Source organism: Plantactinospora sp. B5E13, assembly GCF_039871775.1.
Classification (GTDB): domain Bacteria; phylum Actinomycetota; class Actinomycetes; order Mycobacteriales; family Micromonosporaceae; genus Plantactinospora.
The window spans coordinates 36,858-53,666 of the sequence record NZ_JBDPLT010000058.1; the positions used below are offsets into that span (position 1 = coordinate 36,858).

Annotated in this window: 19 protein-coding genes and 1 pseudogene; 11 read left to right on the plus strand and 9 right to left on the minus strand. The window is 72.4% G+C overall.

Annotated elements, in window-relative coordinates:
- Positions 1 to 150 precede the first annotated feature (150 nt).
- Positions 151 to 1,332 carry a phosphotransferase gene (locus tag ABGB05_RS32605; protein ID WP_347657802.1) on the plus strand — a complete coding sequence of 394 codons (1,182 nt, stop codon included), beginning with the start codon at positions 151 to 153 and terminating at the stop codon, positions 1,330 to 1,332.
- A 131-nt stretch (positions 1,333 to 1,463) separates the two neighbouring features.
- Here ABGB05_RS32605 and ABGB05_RS32610 read toward each other — a convergent pair whose 3' ends face one another.
- Positions 1,464 to 2,570, minus strand: a complete 1,107-nt coding sequence (locus ABGB05_RS32610) for an ADP-ribosylglycohydrolase family protein (RefSeq protein ID WP_347657803.1) — start codon at positions 2,568 to 2,570, stop codon at positions 1,464 to 1,466.
- Between the two features lie 142 nt (positions 2,571 to 2,712).
- Positions 2,713 to 3,873 (minus strand): histidine phosphatase family protein, encoded by a 1,161-nt coding sequence (locus tag ABGB05_RS32615; protein ID WP_347657804.1) that lies wholly within the window; start codon positions 3,871 to 3,873, stop codon positions 2,713 to 2,715.
- A 112-nt stretch (positions 3,874 to 3,985) separates the two neighbouring features.
- On the opposite strand from ABGB05_RS32615, the gene ABGB05_RS32620 reads away from it, so the two are divergent.
- Entirely contained in the window at positions 3,986 to 4,714 is a 729-nt protein-coding gene (locus ABGB05_RS32620; RefSeq protein ID WP_347657805.1) for a restriction endonuclease, read from the plus strand.
- Positions 4,715 to 4,773: 59 nt separating this feature from the next.
- On the opposite strand, the gene ABGB05_RS32625 is transcribed toward ABGB05_RS32620, so the two are convergent.
- Positions 4,774 to 4,938: a hypothetical protein gene (locus ABGB05_RS32625; RefSeq protein ID WP_347657806.1), complete on the minus strand. Its 165-nt coding sequence runs from the start codon at positions 4,936 to 4,938 to the stop codon at positions 4,774 to 4,776.
- An 89-nt stretch (positions 4,939 to 5,027) separates the two neighbouring features.
- On the opposite strand from ABGB05_RS32625, the gene ABGB05_RS32630 reads away from it, so the two are divergent.
- Complete coding sequence (locus ABGB05_RS32630) at positions 5,028 to 5,159, plus strand: hypothetical protein (protein ID WP_347657807.1); 132 nt, start codon at positions 5,028 to 5,030, stop codon at positions 5,157 to 5,159.
- Between the two features lie 115 nt (positions 5,160 to 5,274).
- On the opposite strand, the gene ABGB05_RS32635 is transcribed toward ABGB05_RS32630, so the two are convergent.
- The 3 genes from ABGB05_RS32635 to ABGB05_RS32645 form a co-directional block, all read right to left on the minus strand.
- The gene (locus tag ABGB05_RS32635) at positions 5,275 to 5,727 is read right to left on the minus strand and encodes a hypothetical protein (RefSeq protein ID WP_347657808.1); all 453 of its coding nucleotides are present in this window, start codon (positions 5,725 to 5,727) and stop codon (positions 5,275 to 5,277) included.
- Between the two features lie 185 nt (positions 5,728 to 5,912).
- Positions 5,913 to 6,530: a DJ-1/PfpI family protein gene (locus tag ABGB05_RS32640; protein WP_347657809.1), complete on the minus strand. Its 618-nt coding sequence runs from the start codon at positions 6,528 to 6,530 to the stop codon at positions 5,913 to 5,915.
- Positions 6,530 to 7,498: a GlxA family transcriptional regulator gene (locus ABGB05_RS32645; RefSeq protein WP_347657810.1), complete on the minus strand. Its 969-nt coding sequence runs from the start codon at positions 7,496 to 7,498 to the stop codon at positions 6,530 to 6,532. The genes ABGB05_RS32640 and ABGB05_RS32645 overlap by 1 nt, the downstream gene beginning before the upstream one ends.
- Positions 7,499 to 7,680: 182 nt before the next feature.
- Between ABGB05_RS32645 and ABGB05_RS32650 the strand changes: the two genes are divergently transcribed.
- The 5 genes from ABGB05_RS32650 to ABGB05_RS32670 are packed head-to-tail and all read left to right on the plus strand — an operon-like array spanning position 7,681 to position 10,597.
- Positions 7,681 to 8,364 (plus strand): phosphatase PAP2 family protein, encoded by a 684-nt coding sequence (locus ABGB05_RS32650; RefSeq protein ID WP_347657811.1) that lies wholly within the window; start codon positions 7,681 to 7,683, stop codon positions 8,362 to 8,364.
- Positions 8,365 to 8,422: 58 nt separating this feature from the next.
- Positions 8,423 to 9,148: a hypothetical protein gene (locus ABGB05_RS32655; protein ID WP_347657812.1), complete on the plus strand. Its 726-nt coding sequence runs from the start codon at positions 8,423 to 8,425 to the stop codon at positions 9,146 to 9,148.
- Positions 9,145 to 9,498: a transcriptional regulator gene (locus ABGB05_RS32660; protein ID WP_347657813.1), complete on the plus strand. Its 354-nt coding sequence runs from the start codon at positions 9,145 to 9,147 to the stop codon at positions 9,496 to 9,498. Before ABGB05_RS32655 ends, ABGB05_RS32660 begins: the two co-directional genes overlap by 4 nt.
- A complete protein-coding gene (locus ABGB05_RS32665) occupies positions 9,489 to 10,400 on the plus strand; it encodes an acetylhydrolase (RefSeq protein ID WP_347657814.1) in 912 nt (303 codons plus the stop codon). The genes ABGB05_RS32660 and ABGB05_RS32665 overlap by 10 nt, the downstream gene beginning before the upstream one ends.
- 20 nt (positions 10,401 to 10,420) lie before the next feature.
- On the plus strand, positions 10,421 to 10,597 hold the full coding sequence (locus tag ABGB05_RS32670) for a hypothetical protein (protein WP_347657815.1): 177 nt from the start codon (positions 10,421 to 10,423) through the stop codon (positions 10,595 to 10,597).
- A 70-nt stretch (positions 10,598 to 10,667) separates the two neighbouring features.
- Here the strand turns inward: ABGB05_RS32670 and ABGB05_RS32675 are convergent, their stop codons facing one another.
- Positions 10,668 to 11,999, minus strand: a complete 1,332-nt coding sequence (locus ABGB05_RS32675) for a diaminopimelate decarboxylase (RefSeq protein WP_347657816.1) — start codon at positions 11,997 to 11,999, stop codon at positions 10,668 to 10,670.
- A 457-nt stretch (positions 12,000 to 12,456) separates the two neighbouring features.
- On the opposite strand from ABGB05_RS32675, the gene ABGB05_RS32680 reads away from it, so the two are divergent.
- Complete coding sequence (locus ABGB05_RS32680) at positions 12,457 to 12,864, plus strand: hypothetical protein (RefSeq protein WP_347657817.1); 408 nt, start codon at positions 12,457 to 12,459, stop codon at positions 12,862 to 12,864.
- A gap of 102 nt (positions 12,865 to 12,966) precedes the next feature.
- A complete protein-coding gene (locus ABGB05_RS32685) occupies positions 12,967 to 13,101 on the plus strand; it encodes a hypothetical protein (RefSeq protein ID WP_347657818.1) in 135 nt (44 codons plus the stop codon).
- A gap of 39 nt (positions 13,102 to 13,140) precedes the next feature.
- Here the strand turns inward: ABGB05_RS32685 and ABGB05_RS32690 are convergent, their stop codons facing one another.
- A complete protein-coding gene (locus ABGB05_RS32690; RefSeq protein WP_347657819.1) occupies positions 13,141 to 15,366 on the minus strand; it encodes a transporter substrate-binding domain-containing protein in 2,226 nt (741 codons plus the stop codon).
- 889 nt (positions 15,367 to 16,255) lie between these two features.
- Between ABGB05_RS32690 and ABGB05_RS32695 the strand changes: the two genes are divergently transcribed.
- A complete protein-coding gene (locus ABGB05_RS32695; RefSeq protein ID WP_347657820.1) occupies positions 16,256 to 16,495 on the plus strand; it encodes a winged helix-turn-helix domain-containing protein in 240 nt (79 codons plus the stop codon).
- A 219-nt stretch (positions 16,496 to 16,714) separates the two neighbouring features.
- Here the strand turns inward: ABGB05_RS32695 and ABGB05_RS32700 are convergent.
- Positions 16,715 to 16,809: pseudogene (locus tag ABGB05_RS32700) on the minus strand (IS982 family transposase); the annotation flags it as partial.

The window sequence follows — 16,809 nt, forward strand, 5'->3', positions numbered from 1 at the left end:
GGTGACCACGGGCTACCCTCGTCCGTAGCGCGTGGGGATCGCGCCGAGACTCGCCGGAAGGCTTGAAGCCACCCCTCGCCTCCGAGGTGAGCGACGGATGCCGAAGCTCTGATCCGCCCGTGCGAGTCCGGGCGTAGAGCGAGGTGCTCCGTGAAAACGCTGCCCGACAACCCCCATCTCGACCACCTGCGTCAGCAGGCCAAGGACCTGCTGGCCGGACTGCGGGACGTCGAACCGACCGCGTCACTGGCCGACGCGCAGGCATCGCTGGCCCGCCAGTACGGCTTCCGTACCTGGACCGCACTGAAGGCGGAGGTCGACCGTCGGCGCGGCCGGTCCGACGTCGCCGCCCCGGCGCTCGCCCGCGCGCTCGCCGACCGCTACCGGCTCGGCGAGGTGGTCGGCGAGATGCGGGCGCTGGCCCGCCCCGACGACATGGGCCGGCAGTGGTCGCTGGAGACGGACCGTGGCCGCTGGGCGGTCCGGACGATGGACACCTGGTGGCCGATCGTCGACGCCGAAACCGACGTCCGACTGCAGGAAGCGGTAGCCGCCGCCGGCGTACTGCTGCCGACTCCGGTGCGCAGCCGGTCGGGCCGGATCGTGGAGACCGTCGAGGGACACCGCTGGCGGGTCTCCGAGTGGCTGCACTCCGGGCCGCCGCTGTCGGCCCCGGCGAGCGCGACGGTGACCCGCGAGGTGGGCGCGATCCTCGCCACGATCCACGGACTCGCCCTGCCGGTGGACCGGATCAGCCCCTGGCACGGGACACGGTTGAGCGGGGTGGAGTGGCCGGAAGTCGCGGCCACGGCGACGGGGCGCTCCGCCGGGTGGGCGCCCCTGCTCGCCGCGGCGGTGCCCACCCTGGTGGACCTGGAGCTGATCGGGGCGGACGCCCCGGCACCGCCGGCACCGGTGCTGTGTCACAACACGCTGGGCCCGGCGAGCGTACGGCGGGGCGCGAACGGTCGGCTCGTGGTCACCGGGTGGGAACACGCCGGAGGCCAGCCACCGAGCTGGGAACTCGCCAACGGCCTGCTGGACTGGACCGTCGAGCCCGGCGGCGCGGTGAACACCGTCGGGGCGCGAGCCCTGGTCGACGGGTACCGCGAAACCGCCGGCACCCTTCCGGACCTGGATCTCACCATGTTCCGGGGAGCGGTCACCAGCCTGGTGAACTACGTCTCCGGGCAGGTCGATTACGCCCTGGCCGCCGGTGACCCGGAGGATCGACGGTACGCGGACCGCAGCGTCACGCACCTGCTGTCCCACCTGCCGACCCGGTCCACCCTGGAGCGGCTCCTCGACGTGGCGGTCCTGACCCTTTCATGAACCCTGCTGACCCCGTCACCAGCGCACCTTCCGGCCCGGGGCGCGGGCGGTGGCCGACCCTCGCGCCACCGCCCGGCCCGGAGCCGTACCGCCGAGGCGGTTACCCGGCAGGCCCACGCCCGATGGTCGGCTCACCAGCCCGGATAGCGGCGGTACCAGTACGGGTCGGGTCCGTCGATGTACTCGCCGCCGGACGGGGAGTCGAGTCGTTCGGCGAGCAGGTCCCGGGCCAGGGTGTCGGCCACCCAGGCCAGTTCCAACCGGGCGATCCGGTTGGCGGGCAGCAGGTCGGCGCCGTACGCCGTACCGAGGAGCGCGCCGGTGACCCGGGCCACGTGCCCGCCCTGCCCGACCGAGGCGGCGAGCAGCAGCGCCTCGAAGATCCCGTGTGGATCTCGTAGCGAGCAGGCGAGATAGACACCGCCGGCCAGCGCGGAGACCGCCCGGTCGTCGGGTACGAGCCGGGCCAGTTCGGCAGGGTCGGCGGGTCGGGACGCGGCCGCGGCCAACGCCTGTTCCAGGGCCTGCCCGGCCGCACCGCCGGCCTCCTCGGCACAGGTCTCCAGAGTCGTCCGCACCGCCGCCGGTATGTCCACTGTCGACGCCGGGCTCCGCGCTCGTCGTTGGCTCGCTTCCACGTCCTGCTCCTGCTCCGGTTCCTCGGTGAGCTGGTAGACGATCGCGCCGGCGAGGTGGGCTGCCTCGATCGCCTCCGGCCCGTGGGTCAGCGCTGCGACGTCGGCGGCGAACTCGCCGCGCATGGCGGGTCTGAGCAGGGACATCACCCCGACCGGCAGGCTGAGGACAAGCCCGTACGCGTCGACGCTGGTACCGACCGGCTCCTTGACGGTGCCCATCTCCCCGCCCCGCATCACCGTCGCGATGGATGGTGCGGTGCCCCGTCCGTGGCCGAGGATGGAGAGGTCCGCCAGCCAGCCGTCCGGCCACTCCCGATCCCGCCAGCGCTTGATGTCCTTGACACCCTGTAGGGCGCCCCACCGGTGGTACGCGTGCCAGACCACACCCGGCATGCTGGAGATCCCCCGATGACTGCCCCGCACGCTGAACCGGATCAGGCCCTCGATGGCGAAACAGACGAGCTGGCCGGCGCTGGTCGCCGGCACCGCGCCGCTGATCGGGACAGTGCCGCCGCTCCCGCCCAACGCGTCACCGAGGAGAAGGCCGAGCACACAGCCCCGGGTCTTCGACAACAGGGCCGTCCGCTTCTTCAGATCCATGCCTCGGAGCATAGGAACCGGTACGGAGCGTGCGCTGCCCCTCGCGGTCGTGCCGGATCAACCGCTCGGGTGCCGGTCCCGGCGGCCGGTGTCCCCTGGGACCGTCGCGGCGGTCGTGCCGTCGGACGTACCGGGTTCGCGATCAGCGCTGGTAGGACCAGTCGAGCATCCGGTCGCCGTCGTACGGCATGACGCCGTGGAACGGTCGGGGATCGGCGTCGAAGACCATCGGCAGCCAGAGATGGTCGCTGTCCCACATCGGCCTGCTGTGCATGTCGTTGATCGGTACCCACTCGAGGGTGCCCTCGTGATTGCCGAGGTGCGGCGTACCGTCGAAGCTGTCCGCTCGGAAGACGAAACACAGCAGGTCCAGCCGTCGAGGGCCGAAACCGGTCCAGAGCATCGTGCCGCGTAGCGCCAGGTCGGCGGTGACCAGGCCGGATTCCTCGTAGACCTCGCGGCGGGCGCCGGTCAGCACGTCCTCGCCGGGCTCCACGTGACCGCCGAGGCTCAGGTACTTGCCGTGGTGGACGTCCTGCGGGCGCTTGTTTCGATGGATCAGCAGGACCTGCGTCTGGTCGGGGGAGCGGACGTACACGGCGGTCTGCAGCACCGGGGCGATCATCGGGCCAGTATGGCAAGGGCCCGTCCGGTCGGTGTCGGGTTGACCGACAGGTGCGTGGACCGGGCTGACCGGGGCACCGGGCTGGTCAGACGTGCTGGTCCGCCGGAAAGCCGGTCCAGCGCAGTTCCGGCGGCAGGTGCCCCATGTCGTTGAAGAGCACCAGGGCCGGGGGCGGTCGGAACGGTAGAGGATCGTGGTCAGGGCGCAGTTGCCCTGGTTAAGGCCGAACCAGCGCCAGCCGGGGGCGTGCAGGGCGTGCCGGACGAACCAGCCGATCTGGAAGTTGTGGGTGACGACCAGGTCGTGGGTGTCGACCTCGGCAGGCACCGCGTACCGGGCGATCGCCGCCTCGGCGAGCCGTGCTCCGACGGCGTACTCCTCGGCGGTCACGCCGTCGAGGAACCGGAGGTAGACGTCGGGAAGCGACTGCGGGTCGGGTACCGGCGGAACGTGGTCGTCCAGCAGCTCCGACACCTGTACCGGCACCTCGGGCAGGCACTCGCTGATCAGTTGGGTGGTGCGGACCGCCCGGGGGAGCGGGCTGTGCTGGATCGTGGTGATCGGCAGCCCGGCCAGCCGCCGGCCCACCAGCCGGGCCTGCTGCTCACCCCGTTCGGTGAGCCTGCCGTCGGCGGTCGCCTCGCCGTGCCGGACCAGATGCAGGAACCGGTTCGCCACCCTGCCTCCTCGCCTGTCGCCGATGATCCAACTGATCTTGCCACCTTGGCGGACGACAGGATTGTCGTACGCGAATGTCACACTGGGGCACCCTCTCGTTACAGGAGTTTCGATGTCTCGAGTGCGTTCGTACCGACGACGCGACGGCACCCGGGTCAGGGGCCACCAGCGCACCCGACGTGCGACCACCTCCCGCCTCCGGCGGGCGCCCCGGGTATCGCGCCGCCGTCCGGCGGCCCGGTCCACCCCCGACCGGTCCGGTTGGTGGCTTGCCGGTCTGGCCCTGCTGGTGGCGCTGTGGCTGGTCACCGAGTTCGTCCGGCGACATCCGATCTGGTCGGTTGTCATCCTGGTCGGGCTGCTGGCCGCCGGAGCTGGCGTGCTGACCCTGGTTGTCCGGGCCAACCAGCGCCAGCGGGCGGAGGAGCAGGCGCGGGCGCTGCACGTCGAGGTCACCGACACGATGACCGGTCCGCAGTTCGAACAGTGGGTGGCCGCGCTGCTCACCCGTTCCGGATTCTCGGGAGTGACGGTCAGCGGTCGGGCCGGCGACCGGGGCGCGGACATCGTCGCGACCACCCCCGACAACCGGCGGCTCGTGTTGCAGTGCAAGCGGCACAGCCCGACGAACCGGGTGGGCAGCGCCGCGATCCAGCGCTTCGCCGGCACCTGCCGCAGCATCCACCGGGGAGACATCTGCGCGATCGTGACCAACGGCTCGTTCACCGCTGGCGACGGACAGCAACTCGCCCGGGAACTCGACATCGTCCTGCTCGACCGGACGGCCCTGGCGCACTGGGCGTACACCGGGATTCCGCCCGCCTCGCTCGGGCGAGGCTGAGCGGGTCCCGACCGCGACGCCGGACCAACCGACCCGGCGTCGCGGTCGGCGGACCAGGTTCAGGACCGCTTGGGCGCGTAGTGCAGGGCGATGATGCCGCAATCGAACGCCTGTGCGTTGACCAGGTCGAGCCGCTGGTAGTCACCCGAGTGGCCGAACACCGGCAGGCCGGTGCCGATCGCCGCCGTGGTCGCCGAACTGCCCGACGCGGCGGACCTGCTCACCCGGGCCGAACCGGCGGGCGCCGACAACGCCTGGGCGGCAGCCTGCCTGGCCCGGGCCCGGGCCAGGCAGGCTCACCGGCGACCGGGATGTGCTGCGCACCGCCGTACGGGGCTGGGAACGCATCGGTGCCCGGCTGGAACGGGCCGTCACGCTGCTGCTCCTGCCCGACCGCGCCAGCGAGGGGCAGACCGAACTCGACGACATCCGCACATCGGGGTGACTCCGGCGGGGCACCGTACGGCCGGGCCGGCCCGCAGAGGGTCGGTCGCCGGGCGGAAACGTCGGTCAGCCACGACGAGCAGGGCGACCACCGCCACCGCCGACGCCGGCCGGGATCAGCAGGGCCTGACTGTCCACACCGGATACCAGTCGACCTCGTAGATGTTGTTGCCGTTCGGCGGGTACGTCCTGATCGGGCCACCGCCGGATCCGTAGGTCCGCACCGCGGCGTTGCCGGTCTGGTTGTTCTTCATCGCCCCCAGGTCGTACCAGTTCGACAGCGTGTACACGCCGCACCGGTACAGGTGGAAGACCTTCCACTGACTGACGGTGTCGTCCCAGACGGCCAGGCAGGCCCGGCCGAGCGGACAGGGGTGGTCCGCGAAGTCGTACCGGCCGACGTGCGTGACCCGCTCGGCGGCCGGCGAGATACCCGGCGACGCGGCCATGACGGTCGAGTCCGTCACCGGGGACGTCGGGGCCGCCTGTGCCGGGGCGCCGGCCAGGGCAAGAACCAGCATGCCCACGGCGACGCCGAGTGTCCCGACGATCGTGCGTCCACGTCTCATCGCCTACCTCCGCGGCTGATCGGATCCGGATGTCGGCGCGACGCTATCGAGACGAGTCTTCATCGCCCTTTCAGCAGGGTTTCACCGGCGACGGCGCCGCCGGTTGATCGGCAACCTTCGTGCCCGGCATCCGTACCCTCGCGGTCGCCCGCCTCGGTTGGCGGACCGGGGCGTCGGCGCGGCGGTCAGAGAGTCCTGAGTCGCTCCCGGGCCGCCGGGGACGCCTTCGCCAGGGACCCGGCGTCGAAGGGCGGTTGCGGGTCGTACTCGATCAGGAGCTGGATGGCTTCGGCGGTGAGTCGGTCGGCGAGGCGTGCGACCAGGGTGAGCGCCATGTCGAGCCCGGCCGAGACACCGGCGGCGGTGATCAGCTTGCCGTCGACGACCACCCGTTTCGGGGTGTACGTCGCGCCGTACGACGCCAGCTGCCCGGTCCGGGCCCAGTGGGTGGTGGCGGTGCGTCCGGTCAACAACCCGGCGGCGCCGAGCAGCAGCGAACCGGTGCAGACCGAGGTGGTCCACCGGGTGCCCGGGTGGATCCGGCGGAGCCAGTCCAGCAGCGGGCCGTCGGCCGGGTAGTCGCGGGCACCGGGGCCGCCGGGCACCACCAGCACGTCACAGGCGGTGATGTCGGCCAGCGCCGCGTCCGCGGTGAGCGCGAGCCGGCCGGCGCCGTCCCGGACCGGACCCGCGTCGGCCGCCGCGAGCACCACCTTGGCGCCGGGCAGGTGGTTGAGTACGTCGTACGGGCCGACCGCGTCGAGGGCGGTGAACCGCTCGAACAGCGGGATGACGATGCGCATCAGAGTTCTCCTCGGTCGGCGAAGTGTTGCCGGTAGCGGCCGGGCGTGACCCCGACGGTCCGTTTGAAGCAGCGGTGCATCGTCTCGACGGTGCCGAAGCCGCAGCGCCGGGCGATCGTCTCGCCGGTGCCGTCGGTGCTCTCCAGCAGTCGTCGGGCCGCCTCGACGCGGGCCGCTTCGACGTACGCGGCCGGGGTCTGCCCGGTCTGCGCGGCGAAGACCCGGGTGAAGTGCCGTTCACTCATGCCGGCCCGGGCGGCCAGCACCGGCACGCCGAGATCGTCGGCGAGGTGTTCGGCGATCCAGGTCTGCACGTCGCGCAGCGACGTACGGCTCGGACGCTGCGCGGCGAGCTGGGTGCTGAACTGGGTCTGACCGCCGGGGCGTTGCACGAACATGACGAGGCGCCGGGCGATCGTCCGGGACGTCTCGGCACCCCGGTCCGCCTCCACGAGCGCGAGGGCGAGATCGAGGCCGGCGGTGACGCCGGCCGAGGTCCAGACCGTACCGTCCCGGACGAAGATCGGGTCGGCTTCGACGGTGACCGCCGGATACCGTTGGGCGAGTTCGGCGCAGCTCGCCCAGTGGGTGACCGCGCGCCGGCCGTCGAGCAGCCCCGCCTCGGCGAGCAGGAACGCGCCGGTGCAGACGGCGGCGATCCGCCGGGAGCAGGCGGCGGCCGTGCCGACCCAGTCGACCAGCCGCCGGTCGGCGCACGCCCGCGCCCGACCCGGCCCGCCGACCGTGATCAGGGTGTCGATCGGCTCGCCGTCGCCCGCCCCGATGCCGCTGGTCGGGGTGAAGGTCAGGCCACCACTGGACGTGACCGGTTCGCCGGTCGCCGTCACGGTCTCCAGCGTGTAGCCGGGCGTGAGCCGTTCGGCCTGCGTGAACACCTCGTGCGGGCCGGTCAGGTCGAGGACCTGGAATCCGGGGAAGAGCACGAAGACGATCCGGCGGCGGTTCATGCACCCATGGTCGCGGCGGATCGGAGCCGGCGGCAATGACGCCGTCTTGACGATTTCCGCCACGATAGCGGTCTGCGGCGGCCGGCCCCGGGGGTACGTCGGCCATCAGGGGGCGGGGTATCCGGGGGATCTCAGGGCGTCGACGGAGGTCGGGCGGCCGGCGGAACTCCCAGACTGTCGGTATGTCGATCAGTCCTGACCTCGTTCCGGCCGGTCCGCCTGCCGACCGCCGTGTTGTGCTTCTGGGCGGGGCCGCCGGCCCCGCCACGGTGTCGTTGGTCGGCGTGCTGCTCGGTGACGACGTCCCACCGTTGGACGCCTGGCTGCTGAGTCACCTGTACGCCGATCCGGGCGTGCCCGTGGCGGCGGTGGCCACCGTGGTCAGCGGCGTCGGCACCCTGGCGGCGTTGGCCCTGCTGCTGGTGGTCGCCGGCCGGCTGCTCTGGCGGGATCGGCGGCGGGCGGCCGGACCACTCGCCCGGCACCTGCTCCTGCTGCTCGGTTCCGCGAGCGCCCTGCTGCTGCAGGTCGTCTTCCAGCGACCCGGCCCGCCGGTCGCGGCGGCGGACTGGACCTATCCGAGCGGCCACGCGGTGGTGGTGACCGCCGCCGCGCTCACTGCGGTACTGCTCGCCTGGCGGCTGGGTCCGGGATGGCGCCGACCGGTGCTGACGGTCGCGGTCGGCGCGGTGCTGCTGGTGTCGGCCAGTCGGGTGTTGCTCGGCGAGCACTACCTCATCGACGTGGTGGCCGCCGTCACCGCGACCACCGGCGTCGGGCTGCTGCTCGCCAGCGTGCTCCGGCTCTGGCCGGCCCGGCGCGCGGCCGCGTCGACGGCTGGGTCCATCGGGGCAGGTCTGGGTTGAACTGTGTTTCGCCAAGTTGGGGGTAGTGCAAATAGGTTTGCTGTGGAAACCTATTGCTATGACCACTGACTCGGTGTCGGCCGGCGACGACCCCCGCCGCCTCCTCTCCGACATGCGCATCCTCGCCGGCCGCGTGCGCCGCGACCAGCGCCTGACCTGGGTCGCGTTGCTGGTGCTGGCCGCGGCGACCTTCTTGGCCATCCCGTTCGACTGGCTCTTCATGATGGTGCGGTGCGAAGCCGACGGCTGCATGTTCGCGCGGCGCGGCCTGCTCTACTACTGGCCGCCGGCACTCCTGCTCGGCTACGCGGCGATCGCGGTCAGCTACGTGCGGGCCGCCCGGGCGCAAGGGCTGGGGGCCCGCGTGCTGCCGTACGCGATCACCGGTGCCGTGACTGCCGGCGTCCTCACCACGGCGTATGTGGCGGCGGCGCTCTACCTCCCGAGCCACCCGCCGTTCGGGGGCGGTCCGTCGCCGTTCTGGTGGATCGTGCTGGACCGGCTGATCGCCCCGTGGGGCCTGATCGGTCTTGCGCTGCTCGTGCTGGCCCGCCTGGAACGCAACGTCCCGCTGCTGCTGTTCACCCTGGGCTACCTGGCGCTGGTGCTGCTGGTGCTGCCGACGACCGAGGGCGCCGTACCGCCGGACTGGGCACTCCTGTCGTTCATGTCGGCGGCGGACACCCAGCTCCGGCTGTCGATGACGACGCCCCAGCTCATCACCGGCACGGTGCTCCTGGCCGGCGGGATCGGCTTCTCGGTGGCCCGCCGGAGGCGGCGGTGACCGCCGCGACCGACACCCCGGACCCGTCCGACCACCCGGCCACCGGCCTCGACGAGGTCGTGCACCAGAGGGTGCGGCTGGGCATCCTCGCCATCGCGCACGAGGCACGGCGCGTCGAGTTCGGCTACCTGCGTATCCAGCTCGACCTGACCGCCGGCAACCTCTCCAAGCACCTGAGCGTGCTGGAGACGGCCGGTCTGATCGACATCGAGAAGGGCTACGAGGGCAAACGTGGCCGCACCTGGATCACCCTCACCCCCGCCGGCAACACCGCCCTCGCCGAGGAAATCCGCCGGCTCAAGGTGCTGATCGCCCGCGTCGAAACCACCACGGAGGACAAATGCCCCTGACCCGCCGCAGCCTGCTCGCCGCCGGCCTGGCCGTCCCGCTCGCCACGGCTGCCGGTGCCAGCCGGGTGACGGCCGCCCCGGTCCGGCTCACGTTGCCCGCACCCACCGGCCCGCATCCGGTCGGTACCGTGTCGCTGCACCTCGCCGACCGCAGCACGATGGCCAGCGTCTGGTACCCGGCCACGCCCGGCGCCCGGCACTATCCGCGAACGCCGTGGATGCCGGCCGCGCCGTTGCGGGCACTCCTCGAGGACAACGGCTTCGACCCCGACGTGGCGGCGGGACCACTCACGTCGGGCCGCGACGGCGCGCCGGTGCGCCCCGGCCGCTACCCCGTGATCCTGTTCTCGCACGGCGCCAACGGCCACCGCTCCGAGGCCACCGTCGTGGCGCAGGAACTGGTCAGCCACGGCTACGTCGTGGCCACCGTCGACCACCCCCACGACGCCTACGTCGAGTTCCCCGACGGCCGGCTCGCCGTCCCCGACGACGAGTCGACCACACCCTGGACCCACGCCGACGACATCCTTTTTGTTCTCGACCGCCTCGAGAAGATCGCCGCCGGCCGCAACCCCGGACACCTTCCGCTGCCCGCCGGCCTGGCCGCCGCCCTCGACCTGCGCCACGTCGGCGTGTACGGCTTCTCGAAGGGCGCCACCGCCGCCGCCCTGGTCATGAACGTGGACAGCCGGGTGCGGGCCGGTCTCAGCTTCGACGGCCCGATGGAGTCGGGACCACGGCCCGCAGCCCTGGACCGGCCGTTCATGCTGATGACCGCACAGACTTCAACCGGGTCGACGCCCCACCCGTCGAGGAGTTCTGGCAACTCCTGCGCGGATGGCGGCTCAACGTGCAGGCCGAGGGTGCCCGGCACGGCGCCTACTGCGACCACCAGTCGCTGATCCCGCAGCTGGCGAGGCTGATGGGCTGGACTGACGAGGAGCTCGAGGGCTGGATCGGCACGCTGGACCCGGCCCGCGCGACCCGGATCCAGCAGGCCTACCCGCTGGCCTTCTTCGACCGTCATCTCCGCGGCATCCGGAGCCGGCTACTCGACGGTCCGAGCCGGGCCTTCCCCGAGGTGCGGTACCTCCCCTGACGGCCACGGGCCGCCCACCACACGTGGCGGGCGGCCCGACAGGCCGCGCCCGGCCGCCGGGGACCCGTGGTCAGCAGCAGCCCGGCTCGTCCACGTCACGGCGGAGCAGATCCTCCGGAGACTCCCGGCGTACCAGGGTGTTGACCCGGCCGTCGCGGACCGCGAGCAGCGGCGGCCGGCCGACCAGGTGGTAGTTGGACGCCCGGCTGTGGTGGTAGGCACCGGTGCCGGCCACCGCGAGCAGATCACCGGGGCGTACGTCGGAGGGCAGCGCCAGGGTCGGTACGACCACGTCGTCGACGTCGTTGTGCCGGCCCACGACGCAGGTCGGCACCGACGGGGCGGAGCTGGGGCGCCCGACCAGCACCGCGCTGTGCCGGGCACCGCAGAGCGCGCCCGTCGGGCAGTCGGTCATCCCGCCGTCGACCGCGACGAGGCCGCGTCCGTCCTGGTCCCGGGTCACCGAGACGACGTGGTAGAGGGTGACCCCGGCCCGGGACACGATCGCCCGGCCCGGCGAGACGGTCAGCCGGGGCACCGGCAGCTCGTGGCGTTCCGCGACCAGCCGCAGCACACCCCGGATCCGTCCGGCGAAGGCGGCCAGGGCCAGGCTGGGATCACCACCGGAGTAGGCGACCGCGTGCCCGCCGCCGAGGTTCAACTCGGTCACCGAGACACCGTGCCGGGCCCGCATCGAGGCCAGGAAGTCCAGCACCACGTGCAGTTCGTGTTCGTACCGGTTGAACCGGCTGACCTGGTGGCCGACCGAGCAGTCCACCCCGACCAGGGTCAACCGGGGCTGGGCGACGATCCGGGCCACCGCCGCCGCCGCGTCCCCGGAGGCGATCCGCAGCCCGAAGCGACGGTCGACGCCGTCGGCCGGATCGGTCGCCCCGATCACCCGCAGCAGCACCCGCTGGCCGGGCGGAGCGGTCGCGGCGAGCCGGGTGATCTCCCCGACCGACTCGACGACGATCGTGCCGACCCCGACCGCGTACGCCGCGACCAGGTCCTCGGGGGTTTTCGCGCTGCCGTACAGCACCACCCGGTCGGCGGGGAAGCCGGCCGCCAGCGCCACCCGCAGCTCACCCGCCGAACCGACGTAGAGCCGTAGCCCCTCCTCGGCCACCCATCGGGCGACACCCCGACTGAGCAGCGCCTTCGCCGTGTACGCCACGTTGTCCGGACCGAACGCGGCCAGGTAGTCGCGGCAGCGGGCCCGTACGTCGCCCTCGTCGAGCAGGTAGGTCGGGGTGCCATACCGGGCAGCCACGTCGGCCAGGCCGACCCCACCGACGAACAGGTCACCGTGCGCGCCCCAGGACGCGGTGGCCGGCCAGACCTCCTCCAGCGGTGTCCGCAGCGAGGTGCGCAGGGAGGGAAGGATCTCCGCCAGGGTCATCGGACGCCTCCAGCAGAACGGACGGATGTGGTCACGGCGACGACGGTCGCCCTGGCGGCGGTCGGTCCGCCAGGGGTCTTGACGCCGCCGCTACGGCGACGGCCCGCTTCCCCATGCCGCCGATACGGCCCTTCTGGCCGGGCGGGTCACCGGTCCGGCGCTGCGCTGGTCAGCGGCCGATCGTCAGGTCGGTGGGCGGTTTGTCACCGGGTCGGCGGTCTGTCGCCGACCCGTCATCAGGACGGCGGTCTGTTGCCGGCCCGTCATCACGTCGGCGGTCTGTCGCCGGCCCGTCGGCGGGACGTGCGGAAACCGGCGCTCCCCGTCGGGAACGCGTCAAGGCCGGTTGGCGGCCGCCCGATCCTGCGTTGACCTGGGTCGGTGGCGGTGTGCCGGAGCCCTTCCCCGGTCCGGGTGGACGCCCGGTGCCGTCGGGCGTCGGAGTGAGGTGGGGGAGATGTCCAGTTCCGGCTCCGGGGTGCAGTCCGACCGGGCGGGGCGTACGCCGACCGGGATCAACGTCGGCGTCGGATCGGTGTTTGTCGTGCTGGCCGCCTGCGTGGCGGGGGCCCTGTTCCCGCCCCGGGAGCTGCCGGCGCGACTGGTGGTGATGGCCCTGGCGGCCGGCGTCTTCGCGGCCCGGGTCGCCGACCTGCGAGCCGTGTCCTGGGTCGGCGGGCTGTCGGTACTGGTCTTCACCGGGTTCCTCGCCAACCGGTACGGCGAGCTGACCACCCGGGACGGCGACCTCTGGTGGTACGTGTTGACGGTCGCCGTCGCCACGATGCTCGGGATCGGCTACCGCCGGACCCGGACCTGGATCGCCGCCCGGCCCGCCCGGTCAACGCGGCGGTCCGGTACCTGACCAAACTCAGTGTCCCCGGCTTGTGGGCTGAACCGCGCTCGCGGCGGTCGACCGGGTTCGGACCGGCTTTGAGTCGCCCCTGAGGGCCCGGATGTGTCGGCCGTGGGCGAGCTCAGGTGGGAAGTCGTCGGGGAAGGCAGCGTCGACGGCTGCTGGCTGGATGCAGTGGTGATCGTGGGCGCAGGCGCTGGCTACGTGGAGTACGGGCTCAGGCCCGTCGTCGGTGACGAGGGTTGAATCGACGCGTTGGGGCACGATGCGAAGACCGCTCTGAACTCAGCGGACCTCAGGAATTGTCGGCTCTTGCTTGTCGTACTGGCCGAGGGTGCGCCGCCAGGCGGCCCGCCAGCGACCGTCGGCGATGATCCGCCGCAACGTCTCGGTGAGCCACACATGGAAGGGCTCGTCATCCTTGCGCAGGCCGATCCCGTACGGCTGCGGGTCGAATGCCCGGCCCACCAGCCGGAATCCCGCGTCGCTGCCGGCGACCAGGCCCACCAGGGCCGACCCGTCCCCGGTGATCGCGTCGACCCCGCGCATCAGCAGCGCCTCGGCGCATTCCTGGTAGCTGCCGAGCGAGGTCGTCGCCAACGACCGGCCGAGCTGCTCTTCGAGCCGGCTACGGTGTGGAGTACCGGTGACGGTGCAGATTCGGCGGCCGGTCGGTATCGACTCCGGGCCGGTGATCGTGGTCTCGTCGGCGCGTACCAGCAGTTGCTGCCCCGGCAGGTGGTACGGCCCGGCGAACGCGACGCGGTGGGCGCGGGTCTCGGTGATGGTGTAGGTGGCGATGACGAGATCGACCGCGCCCTGCTCGAGGAGCTGCTCCCGGTCCGTCGACGAAGCCTCCGTCCACTGCACGCCGGCGGGGTCGAGGCCGAGTTCACTGGCGATCAGCCGGGCGATCTCCACGTCGAACCCCGACATCGTCCCGTCGGGTTCCCGGTAACCGGTGCCGGGCAGGTCGAACCTGCTGCCGATCACGATCCGCCCCGCTGCCTGCAACCTTCGCATGGTGGTGCCGTCGGCGAAGGTCGGCGTCGGCTGCGAGCCCGGCGTGGGGCCGGCGTCCCCACCGCCGGGCCAGTCCCACGGGCGCAGCACCACGGCGACGGCCAGCACGGCCAGCACGAGTACCCCGGCGAGCAGGACCCGGCCGCGTGCCCGGGACGGCGCCGACCGGCCCGGGACGCCGGCCGACGGGTCGGCTCCCGGCACCGGTACCGGGGCTGACGTGCTGGGCTCCGGCGCCGGAGAGCCGGTCGGAGGTGGTGACGTCGGAGGGGCGGTCGGCATTGAGGCGGGCGGTGGCGTTCCGGCTGGTGCTGGGACCGGCGGGCCAGTCGGTGCTGTGGCCGCAGGGGGGAGCGGTGCCGGGAGCGGCGGGGCGGGTGGTGCCGGGGCCGGGCCGGCCGGCAGCATGTCGTCCGGCGGTACCGCGAGGGCGCCCTCGGCGACCACGAGTTCCGGCTGCTCGGTGACGATCGGCGCCACCCCGAGGGCCCGGTGCAGCAGGGTGGCCGCCAGCGGGATCCGGCTCGCGCCCCCGACCAGGACGACCGTGGCCGGTTCCGCTCCGGTGCCGGCCGAGCGGACCGCCGCTATCATCACCTCGACGGTGCGGTCCAGCACCACCCGGGCCAGACGTTCGAACTCCTCCCGGCCGACCGGCACCGACTCGTCGAAGAGCGGGACGTGCAGGTAACCGACCGAGGTCCGGCTCAGGCTCTCTTTCGCCCGACGGGCCTCGTCCCAGAGGGCCAGTGCGGCGCGGCGGTCGGCGTCGTCGTCGGGTGCGGTCAGCCGCCGCCACCGGACCGGGTCGCGGTCAGCCAGCACCCGACCGATGTGGCCGACGAGCGCCGCGTCGAGATCCAGCCCGCCGGTCTGCGACAGCCCGTCGGTGGCCAGCACGGTGAAGCCGCCCGTCGCGGTGCGGCGGACCACGGTCGCGTCGAAGGTGCCCGCGCCCAGGTCGTAGATGGCGACGTGACCGCCGGCCGGCACGGCCAGTTCACCGGCCCCCACCAGGTAGCTCGCGGCGGCGACCGGCTCGGCGGCGAGCCGGGGCTCGGGCAGGCCGGCCTCGACGGCGGCGGCCACCAGCAGCGCCCGCAGGGTCGGCCCCCAGGTGGCGGGCACGGTAAGCAGTACCGATCCGGGCTCGCCCGGCCTCGCGACCCGAGCGGCCTCGTCTGCGACCCGGGCCAACGTGGCGGCCACCAGCGAGCTGACGGCGACCTCCCGGTCACCGAGCCAGAGAGTGCTCTCGCCGAGGCGCCGCTTCGGATACGGCTCGAAGCCGTGCGGCCGCCGCCGGGCCGCGCCGGTGGCGTCCTGACCGGACAGGATCGTGCCGCCGTCCTCGACGCAGGTGGCCGAGGAGAGCAGCGGCGAACCGTCGAACAACAGTGGACGGGTACGCCCGTCCGGCCAGCGCATCACGGCCACAGTGTGCGACGTGCCATAGTCCACACTCAGCCGGAAGCCACCGTCCGCCACCCCGGCAGCCTAGTCGGCCGTCGATGGCCCGTAACGGCGGGCAGCCTCCGACGCCGATCCGGCGACGAAGCCCCTGGCCGTCCCGGCTCAGCGCCGACACCACCTTCTCGATCACGGTCTGATGTCGACCTCCGGGGCCGACCACCATTGCGACGGTCCGGGCGGTGGGGGAGGGGTGATCGGGGCGGCTGGCTGACGTCGACCGTCCGGGGGCGACCACCATTGCGAGGGCATTGCCGGCTACCAGCGGCCGGTGTTGCCCCGGGACCGCTGTTCCGGGTCGCACCGGCGGGCGTGCTGGGTATGCCAGTCTCGTAGCGCCCGCTTGAGCCGGTCGTTCTCCTGGCAGGCGATCCGTAGCTCCTGCAGGGTAGCGGCCAGCTCGTCGGCCAGTCTGCGCTGGAAGGCGCGTACCTCCGCTGGGTCGATGCCGCGTCGGCGCGGCGCGAACTCGCGGGTCCGTACCTCGAGCGGGGGCAGCGGTCCGGTTGGCCGCCGCCGTAGGCGTGACCACTTCGATAGATCTGTGCCACCTCGATCCTTCCCGTCGTGGGGGTACCGTCTCGGGCCGGGGCTGCCCGGGGTCGAGCGGTGGGCGCGGTTGCCAATACCTCCCTCTGGTCCGAACTGGAAGGGCGGGCCGTCCACCTGCCGGCCGTGACCGGCCCGCCCGGCACCTGCCACCGCAGCCTCGTTCGGCGGTACGACAGCAGGGCAGTCCAGGAAAGGTCGGGACGTGTGCACCCGCCCCGACCGCAGGTGAGCCGATCTCGTTGCCACGCGAGGAGCGGCTCATCAGGAAACATATCTAGTACAGCTAGATAAGTCAATGCAGCTTGTTGAGTGGGGGTGTCATGTGATCGAATTGGCGTGCCACGCAAGGAGCGCCATGCCTGAGATGCCGGATTACTGGCGGATAGCCGACGAGATCATCGCCGACGTCAGATCGGGGAGGCTGAAGCCGGGGGACAAGCTGCCCTCGATTGCTGAGCTGCGTGCGCAGTACGACGTCAGTCACGGCACCGTACAGATGTCGTACGCGCGGCTGGAGGCGTTGCGGGTGATCCGGCGTCACCAGGGCAAGGGAATCTTCATCACCGATCCGGCAACGTGGATGCGGGAGCCCTGAGCGGGCAGTCTGCCCGGCAACGGCGGTGACCGCTGCTGTTTAGCCAGCCTTCGCTCAGGTGCGTCGGCTGGCCCGTCGTCACCGATCCTGCGACCGAAGCGGGGGTTCGTAGGCGTAGCCCGGACTTGATCTGCCTCGTGGGGATGGTGGAGCGACGACTCCTGGTGCGATGGCCGAGCATATAGAAACCTAGATGATTGAGTCCTAAATCTTTGCTGGTCAATGGTCGTACGCGATGAGTGATCGTGGGTTGGGTGCGCCGATGTTGGTGTTGTGCCAGATCACAGCGGCCAGAGCGAGGAGGCGCTGACCGA